14 protein-coding genes and 1 pseudogene are annotated in these 17,802 nt (G+C 43.1%); 8 read left to right on the forward strand and 7 right to left on the reverse strand.

Annotated features, from left to right (window positions below; all coding sequences use genetic code 11):
* Positions 1 to 123: 123 nt before the first annotated feature.
* Entirely contained in the window at positions 124 to 696 is a 573-nt protein-coding gene (locus BLQ13_RS02905; RefSeq protein WP_090915817.1) for a flavin reductase family protein, read from the reverse strand.
* A 125-nt stretch (positions 697 to 821) separates the two neighbouring features.
* On the opposite strand from BLQ13_RS02905, the gene BLQ13_RS02910 reads away from it, so the two are divergent.
* From BLQ13_RS02910 to BLQ13_RS02925, 4 genes are all read left to right on the forward strand, one after another.
* The gene (locus BLQ13_RS02910; protein ID WP_090915819.1) at positions 822 to 1,166 is read left to right on the forward strand and encodes a winged helix-turn-helix transcriptional regulator; all 345 of its coding nucleotides are present in this window, start codon (positions 822 to 824) and stop codon (positions 1,164 to 1,166) included.
* A gap of 233 nt (positions 1,167 to 1,399) precedes the next feature.
* Positions 1,400 to 2,074, forward strand: a complete 675-nt coding sequence (locus BLQ13_RS02915) for an MBL fold metallo-hydrolase (RefSeq protein ID WP_090915821.1) — start codon at positions 1,400 to 1,402, stop codon at positions 2,072 to 2,074.
* A 301-nt stretch (positions 2,075 to 2,375) separates the two neighbouring features.
* A complete protein-coding gene (locus BLQ13_RS02920; protein ID WP_090915823.1) occupies positions 2,376 to 3,800 on the forward strand; it encodes a glycoside hydrolase family 1 protein in 1,425 nt (474 codons plus the stop codon).
* A 3-nt stretch (positions 3,801 to 3,803) separates the two neighbouring features.
* Complete coding sequence (locus BLQ13_RS02925) at positions 3,804 to 4,979, forward strand: MFS transporter (RefSeq protein ID WP_090915825.1); 1,176 nt, start codon at positions 3,804 to 3,806, stop codon at positions 4,977 to 4,979.
* A gap of 102 nt (positions 4,980 to 5,081) precedes the next feature.
* Here BLQ13_RS02925 and BLQ13_RS02930 read toward each other — a convergent pair whose 3' ends face one another.
* Positions 5,082 to 5,825, reverse strand: coding sequence for a MurR/RpiR family transcriptional regulator (locus tag BLQ13_RS02930; protein WP_090915827.1), 744 nt, complete (start codon positions 5,823 to 5,825; stop codon positions 5,082 to 5,084).
* Positions 5,826 to 6,091: 266 nt separating this feature from the next.
* On the opposite strand from BLQ13_RS02930, the pseudogene BLQ13_RS02935 reads away from it, so the two are divergent.
* Positions 6,092 to 7,975, forward strand: a pseudogene (locus BLQ13_RS02935) (beta-glucoside-specific PTS transporter subunit IIABC).
* Positions 7,976 to 8,138: 163 nt separating this feature from the next.
* Here BLQ13_RS02935 and metE read toward each other — a convergent pair.
* A complete protein-coding gene (metE, locus tag BLQ13_RS02940) occupies positions 8,139 to 10,436 on the reverse strand; it encodes a 5-methyltetrahydropteroyltriglutamate--homocysteine S-methyltransferase (protein WP_090915829.1) in 2,298 nt (765 codons plus the stop codon).
* A gap of 290 nt (positions 10,437 to 10,726) precedes the next feature.
* On the opposite strand from metE, the gene BLQ13_RS02945 reads away from it, so the two are divergent.
* Positions 10,727 to 11,416 (forward strand): hypothetical protein, encoded by a 690-nt coding sequence (locus BLQ13_RS02945; RefSeq protein ID WP_090915831.1) that lies wholly within the window; start codon positions 10,727 to 10,729, stop codon positions 11,414 to 11,416.
* An 87-nt stretch (positions 11,417 to 11,503) separates the two neighbouring features.
* Here BLQ13_RS02945 and BLQ13_RS02950 read toward each other — a convergent pair whose 3' ends face one another.
* The gene (locus BLQ13_RS02950; protein ID WP_090915833.1) at positions 11,504 to 12,316 is read right to left on the reverse strand and encodes an undecaprenyl-diphosphate phosphatase; all 813 of its coding nucleotides are present in this window, start codon (positions 12,314 to 12,316) and stop codon (positions 11,504 to 11,506) included.
* 286 nt (positions 12,317 to 12,602) lie between these two features.
* On the opposite strand from BLQ13_RS02950, the gene BLQ13_RS02955 reads away from it, so the two are divergent.
* Positions 12,603 to 13,649 carry an ABC transporter substrate-binding protein gene (locus tag BLQ13_RS02955; protein WP_244159199.1) on the forward strand — a complete coding sequence of 349 codons (1,047 nt, stop codon included), beginning with the start codon at positions 12,603 to 12,605 and terminating at the stop codon, positions 13,647 to 13,649.
* A 95-nt stretch (positions 13,650 to 13,744) separates the two neighbouring features.
* On the opposite strand, the gene BLQ13_RS02960 is transcribed toward BLQ13_RS02955, so the two are convergent.
* Both BLQ13_RS02960 and BLQ13_RS02965 read right to left on the reverse strand, forming a co-directional pair.
* The gene (locus BLQ13_RS02960) at positions 13,745 to 14,677 is read right to left on the reverse strand and encodes an AraC family transcriptional regulator (RefSeq protein WP_090915835.1); all 933 of its coding nucleotides are present in this window, start codon (positions 14,675 to 14,677) and stop codon (positions 13,745 to 13,747) included.
* A gap of 24 nt (positions 14,678 to 14,701) precedes the next feature.
* Positions 14,702 to 15,124, reverse strand: a complete 423-nt coding sequence (locus BLQ13_RS02965; RefSeq protein ID WP_090915837.1) for a MerR family transcriptional regulator — start codon at positions 15,122 to 15,124, stop codon at positions 14,702 to 14,704.
* A gap of 210 nt (positions 15,125 to 15,334) precedes the next feature.
* Here BLQ13_RS02965 and BLQ13_RS02970 point away from each other — a divergent pair, with 210 nt between their 5' ends.
* Positions 15,335 to 16,375 carry an NAD(P)-dependent alcohol dehydrogenase gene (locus BLQ13_RS02970; protein ID WP_090915840.1) on the forward strand — a complete coding sequence of 347 codons (1,041 nt, stop codon included), beginning with the start codon at positions 15,335 to 15,337 and terminating at the stop codon, positions 16,373 to 16,375.
* Between the two features lie 197 nt (positions 16,376 to 16,572).
* Here the strand turns inward: BLQ13_RS02970 and BLQ13_RS02975 are convergent, their stop codons facing one another.
* Entirely contained in the window at positions 16,573 to 17,553 is a 981-nt protein-coding gene (locus BLQ13_RS02975) for an aldo/keto reductase (protein WP_090916486.1), read from the reverse strand.
* Positions 17,554 to 17,802 lie beyond the last annotated feature (249 nt).

Consider the following 17,802-nt stretch of genomic DNA (forward strand, 5'->3'; position numbering starts at 1 on the left):
TTTTTTGTGTTTTTTGTATATTCCCAAAAAAGATTCCCTGTTCGTACTGAGAAAATTTATATTATCTCTTTGATCATTTCATGAAACTAAAATGGAAGTTGAGAGTTTTCTTCACCAAATTATTTAGTCTTTACCTGGTCCGTGATTAAATTTAGTACCTTTTCCAATCGCATAGAATTGACCGCCAGCCACATAGTGTACTGTACGTAATTCATCAGGAGCATCATCAAAAATCCAATGTCCGTTGTTGAATACTCGATCATCACTCCAAGCACCGACAATTTCACCCATGAACAGATCAAGTTCTTGTTCATTTTGAGCATTGGGAATAACCTTGCATACTAGCCAGCCAGCGGAACCTTCAACTAGTGGTAAATCAAACTCTTCTTGGTAAAAGAGTGGGATATGTTCAAGTTTGTTGTCCATTTCTTTAGCGCTGTGCTCACCAACATACAAGACCGTTTCCATTTGTTGAACAGTTGGAACATGTACTACATAGTAACCACTCTTTTCAACGAGTTCACGTGTGAAAGCTTGTTTGCCGATATATGCCATCACTTTATTATTTCCCACCAGACCGACCCAAGCGGCTGCCATTACATTTTCTATCCCATCGTGTTTAGCAGAAATCATGGTTGTTGGACCTACTTGCAATAAACGGTATGCTTTCTTTAAATCAACAGGCTTAATTGCCATTATTTATTCACCTTTTCATTATTAGCTTATTTTCTTGTTGAACACTGAGGTATAGTATAATGGAATCATGAAAAAAGAATAGTATGCACTTTTTAGTGAGATACTATCAAAAAGGAGAGCGCTAAATGATTCCAATTAAAACAAAAAATGAAAAAGAAAATAGTCATCAATCATTTGTGTATACCTTATCGCTAATTAGTGGTAAATGGAAATTACATATCTTATTTTTACTACTGAAGGAAGACATTATGCGTTATGGTGAGTTGAAAAGAGCGCTTCAAGGAATTACACACAAAATGCTCAGTAATCAATTAAAAGAGCTGGAGGCTGATTCGCTCATTACACGCCATGAATACTCACAAGTGCCGCCTAAAGTTGAGTATTACCTTTCAGAGCGTGGCAAGTCCCTCATCCCTGCTCTGCAAGAGCTATGCAAGTGGGGAGTAGATCATATGGATGATGAACTATAAGTTGCGAGTCATTCTGAATACCCCACTAAATAGTGAGAAACCCGGGTGAATTATAACTTTGGGTTTCTTTCATTTTCAAATGAAAACGTACAAAATAGAAGAAGAGAAGGCATCTTTTTTAGCTATGTTTGTAGCATTAAGTACCAAACCAATAAGAGAGTGAGCTGAAAAAGTGTTGACTTCTGACTTACTTTAAGTAATATAATATCTTTACGAATTGAAGGAGATTGTCTATGTCTCAACCGAATACCGGAATCAAAACGATAAAACTTGAAATGGAATATTATGGAGAACCATTTATAGTATATCCAACATTGTTATGGGATGAACAGAATGTAGTGCTCGTTGATACGGGCATTCCTGGGCAATTGGCACAAATTCGTACGTTACTCGAAAAGGAGAATTTCAGTTTCAATAAGCTGACGCATATCATCATCACGCATCAAGATGGGGATCACATTGGCAGTCTGCCGGAATTAGTTGAGGCAAGAGGGAGCGAGGTGAAGGTACTTGCACATGAGGAGGCGGTACCCTATTTGACCGGAACCATTCCGCTTATCAAAAGTAAAGATTTCGCACCGTCTGTGCACGTTCATACCGCTTTAAAGGATGGAGACATTCTGCCCTTGGCAGGTGGTATTCAAGTCGTCTTTACACCAGGACACACACCAGATCATATGTCGCTATATCATATTCCAAGCCAAACGTTGATTGCTGGTGACGCTTTAAATGCGGAAGATGGTCGTCTCTTGTCCTTTAATGACGAGCAAACTTTGGATCATACGACTGCGTTCGAGTCGATTGCAAAACTGTTAGAGCTTGATATTAAAAAAGTGATTACGTATCATGGTCACGAAGTTACGAATCAGATTAAGGAAAGTCTCCAGAACTTTGTAGATATGAAATAACTTATCATGGATGAAGTCGTCATTTTGGCGGCTTTTTTTATTTTGTTACATAACTATGATGGCGTAGTTGAATGCAGTTACCCTTGAGCTTGCACGCATTAAGCTTCTGAAACACTGTGTTACTTTTATGTTACAAATGTGAATCTCTGATACCTTGTACTAAATACGAAATAACATGTATTTTATGCACTAATCTATGTAACATAAGTTGTGAAAACAAATACAAGATAAAAAACCGATACAGCGTGATTCGTTTTATATCCAGATCCGCAGAAGGTTTAAAAGAAAGGTGGCTTACCAAATGAGTAAAACATTTCAATTTCCTAACGGTTTTTTGTGGGGAGGTTCCGTCTCTGCAAACCAAATAGAAGGTGCGTATCAAGAAGATGGAAAAGGACTTTCCATTCAGGATATCATGCCAAACGGCATTCAGACACCTCCGACGAATGAACTGACAGAGGATAATATGAAGTTATTTGCGATTGACTTCTATCACCGATATAAAGAGGATATTAAACTCCTTTCCGAAATGGGTTTCAAAGTTTTTCGTACGTCGATAGCTTGGTCCAGAATCTTCCCAAAAGGGGATGAACTTGAGCCAAACGAAAAAGGTCTCCAATTTTACGATGATCTCTTTGACGAGTGCCTGAAATACGGGATTGAACCTTTAGTTACAATCTCTCATTATGAGACTCCGTTACATCTCGTTAGAGAATACGATGGCTGGGCGAACCGAAAAATGGTCGATTTCTATGAACGATATGTGCGAACGATTTTTGAGAGATACAAAAACAAAGTGAAGTATTGGCTCACATTTAACGAGATTAATTCGATTCTTGAACACCCGTTTGCAAGTGGCGGGATTAACACTCCTAAGGATCAACTTAGCAAACAGGCTTTGTACCAAGCGGTTCACCACGAGTTTGTTGCAAGTGCACTGGCGGTTAAAATTGGGCATGAAATTAACCCGGATTTCAAAATTGGTTGTATGGTCATTGCTATGCCGATTTACCCATTGACTCCTGACCCTAATGATATGATCAAAGTGATGGAAGCAGATCATAAGAACACAGGTTTTACGGATGTTCACGTGCGTGGTTATTACCCGGGTTACATGAAACGTTATTTGAAAGATAACGGAATTACCATTCATTTCGAGCCTGGTGACGAAGAAATTTTGAAAAATACCGTTGATTTTATTTCCTTTAGCTATTATCAAAGCAGTTGCGAAACGGCTGATCCTGCCAAGCAAATTAAAGGAGAAGGAAACCTGATTGGTGGTGTTCCTAATCCGCTCTTGACTGCGAGTGATTGGGGTTGGCAGATTGACCCTCAAGGCTTAAGGTACATCATGAATGCGATGTATGATCGTTATCAGAAGCCATTGTTCATCGTTGAAAATGGATTAGGAGCCGTAGATGAACTGATTACGGACGAAAATGGTAACAAAACCGTTCATGATGACTATCGTATTAACTATTTGAAGGAGCACTTGCTTCAAGTCGCTGAAGCTATTAAAGACGGTGTCGAATTGATGGGATATGCATCATGGGGTTGTATTGACTTGGTTAGTGCCACAACTGCAGAAATGAAAAAACGATACGGATACATTTATGTGGATCGTCATGATGATGGTTCAGGAACATTGGAACGCTATCGTAAAAAGTCCTTCTACTGGTACAAAGATGTCATTGAGAGCAACGGGAGCAGTTTGTTTCGGGAGTAGAAGATGAGAAAAAAAAGTATATTTTTAATTATTGCATTATTTGTTGCTACATTGAATTTGCGCCCAGCTATTAATTCCATATCTCCACTGCTAGATACGATTCGGGAAGATTTGGGGATGAGCGCTGCACTAGCCAGTTTGCTAACGTCAATACCTGTATTATGTATGGGCGTATTTTCACCTTTTGCCGTCAAAGCAAGTGGGAGATGGGGAATAGAGCGAATCATTGGATATTCCCTGATTGTGGTGGGAATCGGAATAGCCACTCGGCTATTTACACAGTCTACGTCCGTTTTACTTTTATCTGCATTGATCGTAGGTATCGGGATCGCTTCGATTGGCCCGTTAACTTCAGGCTTTATAAAAAAGTATTTTCCCGATCATGTTCCATCTATGATTGCACTCTATAGTATTGCAATCACTGTAGGGGCTGCGGGCAGTTCAATGGTATCCATTCCCTTAGAGGCATATTTCAATTCTTGGCAGATCGCAGTAGGAGGGTGGGCAGTCATTGCCTTTGTAGCAGCGATCATGTGGTGGATCATGGTGAAACCGCGATCTGAATCTGCTCATGTGAGTGGAATAAAAGAACGTCCGCAAATTAAACTTCCCTGGGGAAATAGAAGAGCATGGACGATTACGCTCTCATTTGGATTAATGGCGATGTTGTTTTATTCTTTTACAGCGTGGCTCCCGTTGATGATTCAGGAAATGGGGTATAGCAAATCCTATGCAACGCTTTGTCTGACCATATTTGTTGTCATCCAAATTCCGATTAGCTTTGTACTTCCTGTATTATTGAAGAACTTTCCTTCAAGAAGAGTATGGTTGGTTGGTGAATCTCTGTTCATGATTGTTGGGTTGGTTTTATTGATGATGAATTTCATGCCGATGGTTTCCGTTATACTCTTTGGAGTTGAGGCAGGGGGCTTGTTCACTTTAAACCTGATGTTACCGATTGATTCTACAACCAATGTGAACGATGCTACTTCTTGGTCAGCGATGCAGCAATCTGCTGGATATGTGATTGGAGCGATGGGTCCAATATTGCTAGGCTGGATTCATGATGCTTCACATAGCTTCACACCTGCTATGATTGGAATGATGGTGATCATCATTCTAATGATCATGACACAAATTGCAGCAACACGGAAGAAAAAAGGAATGGAAAGAGCTTAAAGTAAGCATTCATTTGAGAACTATAGCAGCGTAAAAGAGAGTCGAAATGACTCTCTTTTTGTTTGCGTAAATTTAGAAAGAATGGATGCTCCACTATAACTCTTATTCTAGTTTTGCAATAAGATTGTAAACCTCTTTGCCTAGCCATTCTAATAAGAAAATAACAGGTGTGTGTGTAGTGAGGTCAATACTTCCGAGATACTCTTCTTTTACATAATATGGAATACATACATCTGAAATTTTAGCCATGGTAGATTGGCGATTATTTGTAATTGCAATAATTTTATGCTTATCCTGCTTGATCCGCTCGAGATAAGGTTGAACATATGGGTTTTCACCTCGCGTAGACAAAGCAATCGTAATACTGTCTTTTTGAATTCTCGTATGAATAGGATAATGAGGATCTTTTATGTACATAGAGAATATCCCTAAATTTGAAAATAACCTAGCTCCATATTCACCCATTACTCCAGAGCTTCCGATACCAATAAAAATGACATTACTAGCTGTAACAATTAATTTCGCTGCTGCCGAAATTTTTTCCACCAATTCAGGAGATTGAGAATGTTCAAAAAACGCATACACGGCATGATGAGGACTTTTCAACTCTTGCTTCGTTAATTTATCTTTTTGGGAAACGAGCATCTTAAGTTTTACTTTAAATTCGGAAAATCCCTCACATTGATTCTTTCTGCAAAATCGCAGAATGGTGGCTGTAGATACATGAGTTTCATTGGCCAGTTCTCTAATACGCATGTAAGCCACTTTTTCCATGTTCTGAGAAATATAGTTGTATAAAGATAGTTCTAAATCGTTATAGGATGAGATTTGCTCACTGGTGAATATAAATATGCACTCCTTAGACCATAGTCAAAATAATAAGTAGCCTGCTTAGACAGTATATATTACCTACGATTTGGAAACAACGTGTTACACTTTTGTAACAAAAATCATTTCGTGTCAAAGCAAACTAAACACTTAAATCATATATATTTTCTTCCCTGTTCTGAGTAACATGACGTTATAACATATGTTTCGTACTTCCATTATATCTGGTCAGACGCGTCCATGGTCAGAGAATACCTTATTATACGTCGAAGGAGCCTTACAACATGGATAAACAACAATTGTCCAAAGATATTCTCAAACTGGTTGGTGGGGAAGAGAATATCGATCAAGTTACACACTGTATGACTCGACTCAGATTCAATCTGAACGATAACAATCAAGCTGACAAAATTACGTTGAAAAACATACCTGGCGTTATGGGTGTAACGGAAAACGGTGGACAGTTTCAGGTGATTATTGGCAATGAAGTTTCCGAAGTGTACAAAGCACTAGTGGACAATATGAGCAATAAGCCTAGCACAGAGAGTGCTCCAAAAAGCGAAAAGAAACAAAGGAATCCGATTAGCGCATTGTTTGACTTCATCTCGGGTATGTTCACGCCAATCCTGCCAGCCATTGCTGGCGCAGGTATGATCAAAGGGATTATATCCATTCTGGTGGCTGTTGGTTGGATGAGTCAAACTAGTTCAACCTATACCATTTTGGCAGCCTTTGGCGATGGTGCATTCTACTTCCTGCCTATACTTCTAGCCGTTAGTGCTTCGAAGAAAATGGGTAGCAATGTTTATGTAGGAGCTGCCTTAGCTGCTGGTCTTATGCACCCTACCATTGGAGCCTTATTTCAAGGGGGGAATACATCGTTTGCAGGGATTACAGTTATTGCTACATCCTATGCCTCATCAGTTATTCCTATCATCATTGCAATCTGGATTGCTGCTTAAGTGGAGAGAGCGATTGAACGTATCACTCATTCTTCACTGAAACTGATTGTTGTACCAACCGTAACTTTACTTATTATGGTACCGCTTACTTTGATAGCGATCGGGCCACTGGGCGGCATTATTGGGAACGGTTTATCTGGAGGTATCAGTTGGTTATTTGATAACGCATCCATTTTAGCAAGTATTTTGATTGGGGGCACGATGTCTGTACTAATCATTACAGGCATACATTATGCGCTGTTGCCACTTGTAGTGGGTTCGATCGCAACACTTGGTTACGATTTTATCATTCCGTTGATGTTCGCAGCTAATATGGCCCAGGGTGGTGCTGCATTTGGGGTTGGCTTCAAGTCTAAAAACACCGATACCAAATCACTCTCATATTCTACAGGACTTACTGCTCTTATGGGAATTACCGAGCCAGCCATGTACGGAATTAACATGAAATTCAAAAAACCATTTATTGCAGCGCTCATTGGGGGGGCAGTCGCTGGAGCGTTTCTGGGAGCCTTTTCGGTTAAAGCCTATTTCATTAGCACAGTAGGTCTTCCGGGAGCTGCCTCATATGTGGGTCCAGACATTAGCAACCTGCTCTATGCACTGATTGCTGCTTTAATTGCATTTGTTGTAGCTAGCGTCATTACTTATATTCTGGGCTTCCAGGAAGACGCACCTGCACCATCAGCAACGTCTGCAACTACTCCTGTAGTAACTGAAGACACTAATGTAATAGCTGAAGACATTAAATTACAGGATGAGCAAATATTCAGTCCTATGAATGGGGAAGTTAAGCCACTTAGCGTGGTTCCAGATCCTGCTTTTGCAGAAGAAATGATGGGTAAAGGATTTGCCATTCAACCTTCAGAAGGACGTGCAGTTTCCCCGGTTAACGGCACAGTATTCTCTGTTTCCAAGAGTGGTCACGCTATTGGTCTCGTAAGTGATCATGGCGCAGAGATGCTGATTCACATCGGGATTGACACGGTAAAGCTGAAAGGCCAATTTTTCTCGCCAAAGGTACAGGCTGGAGCAAAAGTATCCGTAGGCGACCTATTGATGGAATTTGATCGTGAAGAGATCGAAAAAGCGGGTTACAGCATGATTACGCCTGTCATTATTACGAACATGCATCAATATACCGATGTGGAATCAGCTGGTCGTACCCATATTCTTGAAAAAGAATTGATGTATACAGTCAAAGTTTAATCTGGTTCCTCTGAACAGGGAGAATACTATAAAAAGCCGCAATCCTGCATGATCAGGATTGCGGCTTTTTCAGTGTTGCTATTAGAACAAAAACAGAGACTATGCAGATTAAGTTTATCTGTTATTAAAACTTCCATACGAATCATCAGTTGTTCAGCTTAAATTAGTTCAGAACAGGAGTAGCATTATACTTCGCTCGGGCAATCCGGGTAGCATCTACCATGTTTCTTAGTGAAGCCACGGTTTCTTCCTGTCCGCGAGTTTTCAGGCCGCAGTCTGGATTAATCCAGAACAGCTTCGGATCGAGCACACGCAAAGCACGGTCAATCATGTTACTCATTTCTTCCACGCTTGGTACACGCGGGCTATGGATGTCGTATACGCCAAGTCCAATACCGAGCTCATACGTATTCTCTTCAAAGCTGTGAATTAACTCTCCATGGCTACGCGATGTTTCAATGGAGATGACGTCGGCATCCATTGCTTCGATAGAATCAATCATATCGTGGAATTCGCAATAGCACATATGAGTATGAATTTGGGTGGTTTCCTGTACGGTGCATGTTGTAATACGGAACGCTTTGACCGCCCAATCCAGATAATGAGCTTGTTTATGTTCTTTGAGTGGCAAGCCTTCACGAACGGCAGGTTCATCGACCTGAATCATACCGATGCCAGCTTTTTCGAGCGCTTCAACCTCTTGTCTGAGCGCATAGGCCAATTGATACGCGATGGTTTCCCGTTCAATATCATCCCGTACAAAGGACCAGTTCATAATGGTGATCGGGCCTGTCAGCATGCCTTTAACAGGACGGTCTGTCTTCGACTGTGCGTACTTCGTTTCCTCGACCGTCATTTCACCTACAAATTCTACATCTCCGAAAATAACAGGTGGTTTCACGCAACGTGAGCCATAGGACTGAACCCATCCATATTGCGTAAAGGCAAATCCAGCCAGCTTCTCGCCGAAAAATTCAACCATATCGGTACGTTCAAACTCACCGTGAACCAGCACGTCAATACCGATCTCTTCTTGAATGTTAATCCAGCTGTCAATCTGATCGCGGATAAAGGAATCGTATTGTTCATTGCTCAGCTCGTTTTTGCGCCATTGTTGGCGAGCTTTTCGAACCTCCGTGGATTGCGGGAAACTGCCAATCGTTGTTGTCGGGAACAAAGGCAATTGCCACTTGTCTTGCTGGGCAACATGACGTTCGGCAAATGGACGTGAGCGGTCAGGCTCTTGTACACGGATGGAAGCAACAGCTTCCTGCACGGCTTTGCGGTTACGATCTCCGGAGCTTTGCAATGCCTGTAGTTTTTGCTCGGCGTCTTTAATTTTAGCGGTGATGTCCGCATCAGTGCTGCGGATTGCTTGGGTCAAAATAACGATCTCATCCAGCTTTTCATCCGCAAATGCGAGTGCCTCTTTAAGTTCAACAGCAAGTTTCGTTTCACGAGCTGTTGTCACTGGCACATGTAGCAAGCTACAGGAGGACTGTACAATTAACCTTTCAGGGGTAACGAGTGAAGTAAGTGTCTGGAGTAAAGTCAGCTTGTCCTGAAGGGACGCTTTCCAGATGCCGCGTCCATCAATGATACCCGCACCCAGCAATTTGTCTGCCGGAAAACCGCTCGTTTGAATCGATTGAAGGTTACCTTCAAGACCATGAACGAAGTCAAAACCGATGCCTTGAACTGGCAATTGAATGATTTCATTATAGTTTTCAACGGATTCAAAGTACGTCTGGAGCAAGATATTTAAACCTGGAGCAGCGGATGCAAAGGCTGCATAAATCTTATTCAGGCGCTGAACATCTGCATCATTCAATTTAGTTACGAGAACCGGCTCATCGATCTGTACCCACTGTACACCAGCGTCCGCAAGTTCTTGCAGCACCTGAGTGTAGAGTGGAAGCAACTGATCCAGCCAAGCGTCCGTTTCGGAGGCATCATAGCCTTTGGAGAGCTTCAGGAAGGTCAGCGGTCCAACGATGACTGGTTTACCTTCAATGCCGAGTTTCTCTTTGGCTTCAAGGTATGCAATTAGCGGTTTATTCTCGGTTAAAATCGGCGAAGCATCATTCAGTTCAGGTACAATATAGTGATAGTTCGTATTGAACCATTTGGTCATTTCACTGGCTGCGGCATCTTTCGTCCCACGGGCGATGCCGTAATAGGTGGAGAGAGGCACAGCGCCTCCGGTATAAGCGAAGCGTTTTGGCACAATACCAAACATCACGGCTGTATCCAGAATATGATCATAATAACTGAAGTCATTCACTGGAATCAGATCGATACCTTTGGCTTGTTGCTTGCGCAAATGATCTAAACGAATCTCTTGTAATCTCGCGTGGAGTTCGTTTTCTTGTAATTTTCCTGACCAGAAGGCCTCAAGTGCTTTTTTCCATTCCCGATCGGCTCCGATTCGCGGGTATCCCAATACGCTACTTTTTGTCATTTGCCATAACCCCTCTGCAATGTGTTAACAACAAGGTATCACAGAAGTATGGTTATTAAGTAATTCCATTAAATTATATCCAGCTATAGCTATGGGCTATAGCAGACGGGACTAACAAGATAGAGGAGTGAGGATAAGGGAGTTAATTGGGAAAGGTTTGATAGGGAAGGTGAGATAGCGAAGGTGATTTGAAGCAGTGACTGCCATAGATAATCTGCTATGGAAGTAGACATAGGAGCTTTCCAATGGTTAACTAAGCTTATGGCAAGAAGGAAGGGAAGGCGGCATCCGTGAATCTGTTTTATGTGCAGTCGATTGTAGGTGGAGTCAGTAAAGTGAAAAGTTTTCTGGAGGATAACTATATCGGCATCCCGTGGTCAGCGCTTGGCGATCTGGAGCAGGCGTCATCGGAGGAATTATGTGAACTGTTGGAGCAACGCTATGGAATTATTGCTGATAATTCAGGCGACGTTTTGGAGACGATCCAGCTGTTTGCAGACAGGATGAGTGACGGGGATTATGTTGTGATTAAGGATGAGGATTGGATGTATGTCGGAGACCTTGGTGATTATTATTATGACGACTCCATTGGCACAAGCGAAGACTTAATATGCCACCGCAGGGGTGTAACCTGGCTTGGACGGGTACCGCTGGAGGATATTAATGAACACATGCAAACTTTGCTGCAAGAACCCAACGTTGTTGCCCAATTTAAGTTGCCTGTAAAGCAGGCGAGGCTGGATCAAGCTCTTAGGGGGAATAGCGATGCAGCGGCGAGTATTGGGACAGCATTGAACCAAGAAACTCAGCGGGTAGCACCAGAATCAATCAAAACGTTAACACATGATCACACACTTCCACGAGTTGAGCAATCCACGATTGATACCGCGCTGCAAGTACTTCAAGAGGCATTGCTGAGCAAAGATGAAGGACTGCGAGTACAAGCGGCAATCGCCATTTTGCAATATGCCAAACCGTAAGCTCAGCATCAAAGTGGAGCGTTTGGGATTATAGAATAAAAGGGACAACCGCCATGGTTGTCCCTTTGCTGTGTATAGAGATCCTTTTTATAAAAAGATAAGTAACAATGTTCCTGCCGCAAAGCAGTAATATGAAAAATACTTCAGATTGCCTCGGGCCATAATGCCCATAAACCATCTCATCGAGAAATAGGTAACAACCAGCGTCGTGATAAACGCGATCAGGTAAGGAATAGCAAGCTGAGCACGGTTAGGATCATGCGCTATATCTGAAGCACCCAGAATCACACCGCCGATACTGATCGGAATGTAGAGCATAAAAGAGAACTTTAACGCTGTTTCCTGTTTCATGCCTACTGCAATGGACGAAATAACGGTAGCACCCGAACGGCTGATGCCCGGAATAAGTGCAACGGCCTGAGCGAGCCCAACCAGCACAGCATCTTTCATCTTCAGATCGCCGTCCTGTTTGCGGCCGCGAAGATTACGAATAAGCCAGAGAGCTACACCTGTAATTAGCAGGGCTACTGCAACCGTATAAACGGATGAGAAGATGCTCTCAATCTGATCTTTGAACAGCACAGCAGCAACGGCAGCTGGAATCGTACCGATGACAATATATAAGCAAAACATAAAGTCTGCCCGATATTCCGGTTTACGAGTTGTTAAGTAACCCCATCCACCGGTAATCAGCTTCATGATGTCTTCCCGAAAAATAAAAACAATGGCAATTAATGAAGCAGTGTTAGTCAAAATTTCAAACGAAAGGCCATTTTGCTTCAGTCCCATTAGTCGCTGGGCAATAATTAAATGACCGCTGGAGGAGACCGGAATCGGCTCCGTTGCCCCTTGAACGATACCCAAAAAAAAGTACTTTAACCACAGTATAATCTGATCCATCTTGTCCTCCTTGAAACAATTCTCTACAATCTCTAAAATCATTCTCGTTGTTACATCTCTCTATCCACTCTAATGATGATAGCCTTTTAACTTACTAGATGGCAAGTTTGGAATGAAATTGTCAGTGGAAATGGGATGTATATTCTCTTTTCTCCCTTAATAGACGAAGTTTGGAATGAATATATTAAACTTGTATTGTAAAAAGGATAAAGTCGTGATATCGTTGATAACGATTATCAATATCATTTATTTGATTGAATCCAATACATTAAAGGTGGGGTTATTTTTGCGTAGTACAAAACGAAGTTCAATATGGATCATGATGGCGCTGGTGTTTATGCTGATCTTGAGTGCATGTGGTCAGTCTGCTTCAAATACAGCTAAAGATGGGGCGGAGAAGACTACTGCATCTTCAGATGCGGGAAGCAAAACCAGTAACAATTCAGATGGTTCGACCGACACAGGAGCAGGTGCAGGTGCAGAAGATGAGATGGTTTCATTCCAGTCTGATGCTGGTGAAGTGAAAGTCCCGAAAAATCCTAAACGGATTGTTGATCTGACGGCCTTCTCTACGGGATACTTTGTCGCACTGAATGCTCCAGTGGTGGGGGCAACTACAGGTGCAATGAACAACAAATACATTAAAGAGCAGCTTGCTGCACAAGGAACAGCAGATTTAGGTGATCAGCCGCCAACACCAGAGCAACTGCTTGCTTTGAAACCTGATCTGTTTATTGTGTACACAGGTACAGAAGGCATCGACAAGCTGTCACAGATTGCACCTGTGGTTCAGATTGAGTACGGTAAACGTAACTACAAAGACTTGATGCTGGAGATGGGCAAACTTACAAACAGGGAAGAAGCAGCTAAGGCCTGGATAAGCAAGTGGGAAGCTCAGATTAACGAGTTGAAACCGAAGGTAGAAGCAGCTGTAGGTAATCGTACCGTATCGATCCTGAATCCGTATGATAAAGGGTTGTATGTCTTCGGTCATAACTATGGCCGCGGGGGAGAGATTATTTATGGCGAGTTTGGACTGAGAGCACCGACTAAGGCTCAAGCGGAAGCTATTGATAGCGGAACAGGTTGGGCTTCCATCTCGATAGAAGTGCTGCCGGATTATGCAGGGGATATTATTTTCACCAGCCCGTGGTCCGGGGACACGAGTGATTCTAAAAAGATTTACGAAAATAAGCTATGGAAGAACCTCCCGGCTGTCAAAGCCAATCATGTATTTCAGCTAGATCCATCGTCTGATACTTATAACGATCCGGTATCGTTGGAAGGACAGCTTAAATTTATTACGGATAGCTTACTTTCGGCATCCAAGTAGTTTCGGGCAGGCAGACTGTATTTTAGAGCAAATGGAACGAAGAAAAAAAAGAGGCTCTCACCGTTTAGGTGTGAGTCTCTTTGCGTGGAACAGGATTATTTTCTGGAGATGAAATCAGTAAGTCTGCCTCTCAAACGTTTCATATCCTCCATTGGGGGACAACCAAACATGCGTGAATACTCACGGCTGAATTGTGACGGACTCTCGTATCCAACCTGGTAAGCAGCCTCTGATGCGTCTACAGCTTGAGACATTAAGAGACGACGTGCTTCTTGTAGCCGCAGTTGTTTGATGAACTGAAGCGGGCTCATCGCAGTGACTGCTTTAAAATGTCGATGGAAGGAAGCCTGGCTCATATTCGCCAGCTCTGCCAGTTCTTCAATCCGGACGGGCCGACTAACATGTGTCACCATGTGTTCAATCACGTTACGAATACGGTACGCGTGAGATCCTTCTTGTGCCATCTGCTTCAGCGCACTGCCCTGAGGTCCTTTGAGTACTCTGTACAAAATCTCCTTTTTAAACAATGGGAAGAGTATGAAGATATCCTCCGCATCCCCTTCAAGCAACTGAGCTAATCGGATCACGGCATTCAGCAGCTCTGATGAAGTTTTGCTCACATACATGGCTCGTCTGGTAGCATCGTTTGTATCGTTCGAATTAGGGGAGAGACGGGTATGCTGAATTACCTCCAAAATTTCACTGCCTGTGAATTCAAGCTTTAATGCGAGATAAGGAGTGACAGGCGAAGCCTCTATGACTTGGCCGCTTACAGGCAAATCCATCGTAGCTACAATATAGCTGCCAGGTCCGTACTGGAAACGTTCTTGTCCCAGCAACATTTCCTTTTGACCCTGGACGACGATACAAAAAGAAGCTTCGTTCAACCTGAAAATCGGTTCAGTGATGTCAGATTCACGAATCAGAGAAAGGGAGGGAAGTTCGGTTGAATGGACCCCTTCATTGACCGTGTGCTGATGAATAAGTCTGGCAAGTTCATCTAACTGCTGCTGAAATGGCTTAGACATAGGATGAAATCCTTTCGTTTAACTCTAGGAGCTTGCTGCGTGCTCAGGCTTAGGAGCCAGTGTAGTTTTATGAATGTTCTCCGTTCCAGCTTCGATGGCCTGCTGATAATAACTGCGCTTATGCTCAATAACTTCCATTGTTCTCCGAAGTTCTTCCATTTGAGCCTCGACGCTGGCTTTGCGCTCGGTAAACATGTCATACCTCTGATGCAAAGTTGCGTCACCTTCCGAGCACCAGGCTATGAATTCCCGGATATCCTTGATCGGCATTCCGGTAGCTTTCAGACATTGGATTATTTTCAGAAAATCAATATCGGAGTCCTTGAATTGTCTCGTTCCGGTCGAATTACGTTCGACGAAGGGCATGAGTCCCTCTTTGTCATAATAGCGCAATGTATACACAGTCAGATCCAATTTTTTAGCGACTTCACTAATGGAATAGGTCATATCGAGTTTGTTCCTTTCAGTTCTAGATCAGATCGAGATTAAAGCCGATAGGCTGCATGGCATTCGCTGACGCGAGTGAATTCTATCATGCGGTCAGGAGTGATGTCAAAACGAACACTTTTTAGAAAAAGTAGAGCAAAACATTTGACCTAGAGTTAACTATAGGGCGTAAGATAAAGAGGATTCCAAAATCATAAGGAGGTTATCATATTGATTACAGCTAAAGCCAGAGCCGTGGATGGACCCGATCAAGCCTTCCGTTCCGCAGAAATTAACCGCCGTGATCTGGATACCACGGATGTATTAATTGAGATTAAGTTTGCCGGTATCTGCCACTCGGACATTCATACCGCTCATGGGGAGTGGGGACCCGTTAATTATCCACTCGTACCGGGCCACGAAATTGCCGGGATTGTGACTGAAGTAGGCAGTGGTGTAACGAAATATAAAGTAGGCGACCGCGTAGGTGTTGGATGTATGGTCGACTCTTGCGGCGAATGTGAGAATTGCCGTAAAGGAGAAGAGCAATACTGCCTGAAAGGTAACATTCCAACGTATGCAGGAGTAGACAAATACGGTGAGCCGACCCAAGGCGGTTATTCCACACATATCGTGGTAACCGAGGATTTTGTAGTGCGCATTCCTGACAATATTGAGCTGGATGCTGCTGCACCGCTGCTATGTGCCGGAATCACAACCTATTCTCCACTGCATCACTGGGGCGCTGGCCCGGGTAAGAAAGTCGCAGTCGTAGGGATGGGTGGCCTTGGTCATATGGCAGTTAAAATCGCACATGCGATGGGAGCTGAGGTCACGGTTCTTTCTCAGTCCCTGAGCAAAAAGCAAGACGGATTGCAGTTTGGCGCAGATCATTACTACGCAACGAGCGACCCGGAAACATTTGAAAAGCTCGCAGGCTCATTAGACCTGATCATTAATACGGTTAGTGCCAGCATTGATATCAATGCTTATTTCTCCCTGCTCAAGTTGGACGGCACACTCGTTAATGTAGGGGCTCCGCCAGAGCCACTGCCCGTCAATGCATTCTCGCTGATCGGACATCGTCGTTCATTCGCAGGTTCCATGATTGGCGGCATACGTGAGACACAAGAAATGCTTGATTTCTGTGCTGAGCATGATATTGCCCCTAGCATTGAGGTCATTTCGGCAGATCAGATTGATGAAGCTTATAAACGTGTGCTCGCTTCAGATGTAAAATATCGCTTTGTTATTGATACAAGCACTATTTAACATAGCAGAGGAGAAGGGAGTTCAGTTAACGCCTTCGCCTTTGAATAAATAAAACTGATACATCAGCGAATAGCCCCTATTTCCGCAAAAGGAAAGGAGGGGCTATTGTTGTTACGATAACATTTTGAAGACCGTAAACCTTACGACCATATCGTTGACAGATCATAAGTATGTTTCTTGTGCTCCATCAATGTTGTTTACTGTGCGCCCACGACAGGATGCGGTATATAAGGCTCTTCCAGAAAAGCGACATCCTCTGAATTAAGCTTCACAGACAGTGCGCCCAAGGCAACATCGAGATGTGAATGTTTCGTTGCGCCGATAATCGGAGCAGTCACGGTCTCTTTCTGTAACAGCCATGCCAGCGCTATGTGTGTACGAGGCACATCATACTTCTCGGCAATATCCGCCACCCGTTCGACAACAATGCGATCCGCGTCACTTGTGGCATTGTACTTTGATTTCTGTATCATATCCGTCTCAGAGCGATGCGTCGTCACCGACCAATCTCTTGTTAACCTGCCGGAAGCGAGTGGGCTGTATGGTGTAACGCCGATCTTTTCCTCTTTGCAAAGTGGCAGCATCTCCCGTTCCTCTTCACGGTAGATCAGGTTCAAATGGTTCTGCATGGAAACAAATTTGGTCCAGCCATTTTTCTCCGCTGTATATAACGCTTTCTGGAACTGCCACGCAAACATGGCGGAAGCTCCAATATATCTGGCTTTACCTGACTTCACTACATCATGGAGTGCTTCCATCGTTTCTTCAATAGGAGTGTTATAGTCCCAGCGGTGAATGATATATAGATCCACATAATCGGTTTCGAGTCGTTTCAGACTTTTGTCGATTTCACTTAAAATGGCTTTTCTGGACAACCCGGAGCCGTTGGGGCCTTCATGCATTCGTCCATGAACCTTGGTCGCAATCACGACCTGATCACGGTCTGCGTAGTCTTTCAAAGCCCGTCCCAGATATTCCTCGCTCGTACCAAGAGAGTATATATTGGCTGTATCGAAGAAATTAATACCAAGATCCAGTGCCTTGCGAATCACGGATCGGGAGTCTTCTTCGTTCAGCACCCACTCGTGAACCCATTTACTGGCGTCCCCGAATCCCATACAGCCGAGACAGAAGCGCGAGACATCGAGTCCTGTATTACCAAGTTTAACGTATTCCATCGTAATCACATTTCCTTTCTTCTCCAAGTTGCCACGTATTCCACATATCTAATAGGATGGCTGTTTTCTGTTCTATTATGTCATGATTCTCTAATGAAACTGTAGTTCATTTCAATCAAAAGTTTGCCTGATCCGATCAAAATGGGAGTAGCAGTCTTTTACGTATAGAAACGTAGAGCATAAACTGAAATAAAGCCCCTTGGAACAACCAAAGGGCTTTAAAGAGAGTGGAGCTATCGTTTAAATGTT

Source organism: Paenibacillus polysaccharolyticus, assembly GCF_900102085.1.
GTDB classification, from domain to species: domain Bacteria; phylum Bacillota; class Bacilli; order Paenibacillales; family Paenibacillaceae; genus Paenibacillus; species Paenibacillus polysaccharolyticus.

Excerpts from the sequence above, each read along its gene's own strand:
- BLQ13_RS02905 (WP_090915817.1), bottom strand. The coding sequence starts at position 696 with ATGGCAATTAAGCCTGTTGATTTAAAGAAAGCATACCGTTTATTGCAA.
- BLQ13_RS02910 (WP_090915819.1), top strand. The coding sequence starts at position 822 with ATGATTCCAATTAAAACAAAAAATGAAAAAGAAAATAGTCATCAATCA.
- BLQ13_RS02915 (WP_090915821.1), top strand. The coding sequence starts at position 1,400 with ATGTCTCAACCGAATACCGGAATCAAAACGATAAAACTTGAAATGGAA.
- BLQ13_RS02920 (WP_090915823.1), top strand. The coding sequence starts at position 2,376 with ATGAGTAAAACATTTCAATTTCCTAACGGTTTTTTGTGGGGAGGTTCC.
- BLQ13_RS02925 (WP_090915825.1), top strand. The coding sequence starts at position 3,804 with ATGAGAAAAAAAAGTATATTTTTAATTATTGCATTATTTGTTGCTACA.
- metE (WP_090915829.1), bottom strand. The coding sequence starts at position 10,436 with ATGACAAAAAGTAGCGTATTGGGATACCCGCGAATCGGAGCCGATCGG.
- BLQ13_RS02950 (WP_090915833.1), bottom strand. The coding sequence starts at position 12,316 with ATGGATCAGATTATACTGTGGTTAAAGTACTTTTTTTTGGGTATCGTT.
- BLQ13_RS02960 (WP_090915835.1), bottom strand. The coding sequence starts at position 14,677 with ATGTCTAAGCCATTTCAGCAGCAGTTAGATGAACTTGCCAGACTTATT.
- BLQ13_RS02965 (WP_090915837.1), bottom strand. The coding sequence starts at position 15,124 with ATGACCTATTCCATTAGTGAAGTCGCTAAAAAATTGGATCTGACTGTG.
- BLQ13_RS02975 (WP_090916486.1), bottom strand. The coding sequence starts at position 17,553 with ATGGAATACGTTAAACTTGGTAATACAGGACTCGATGTCTCGCGCTTC.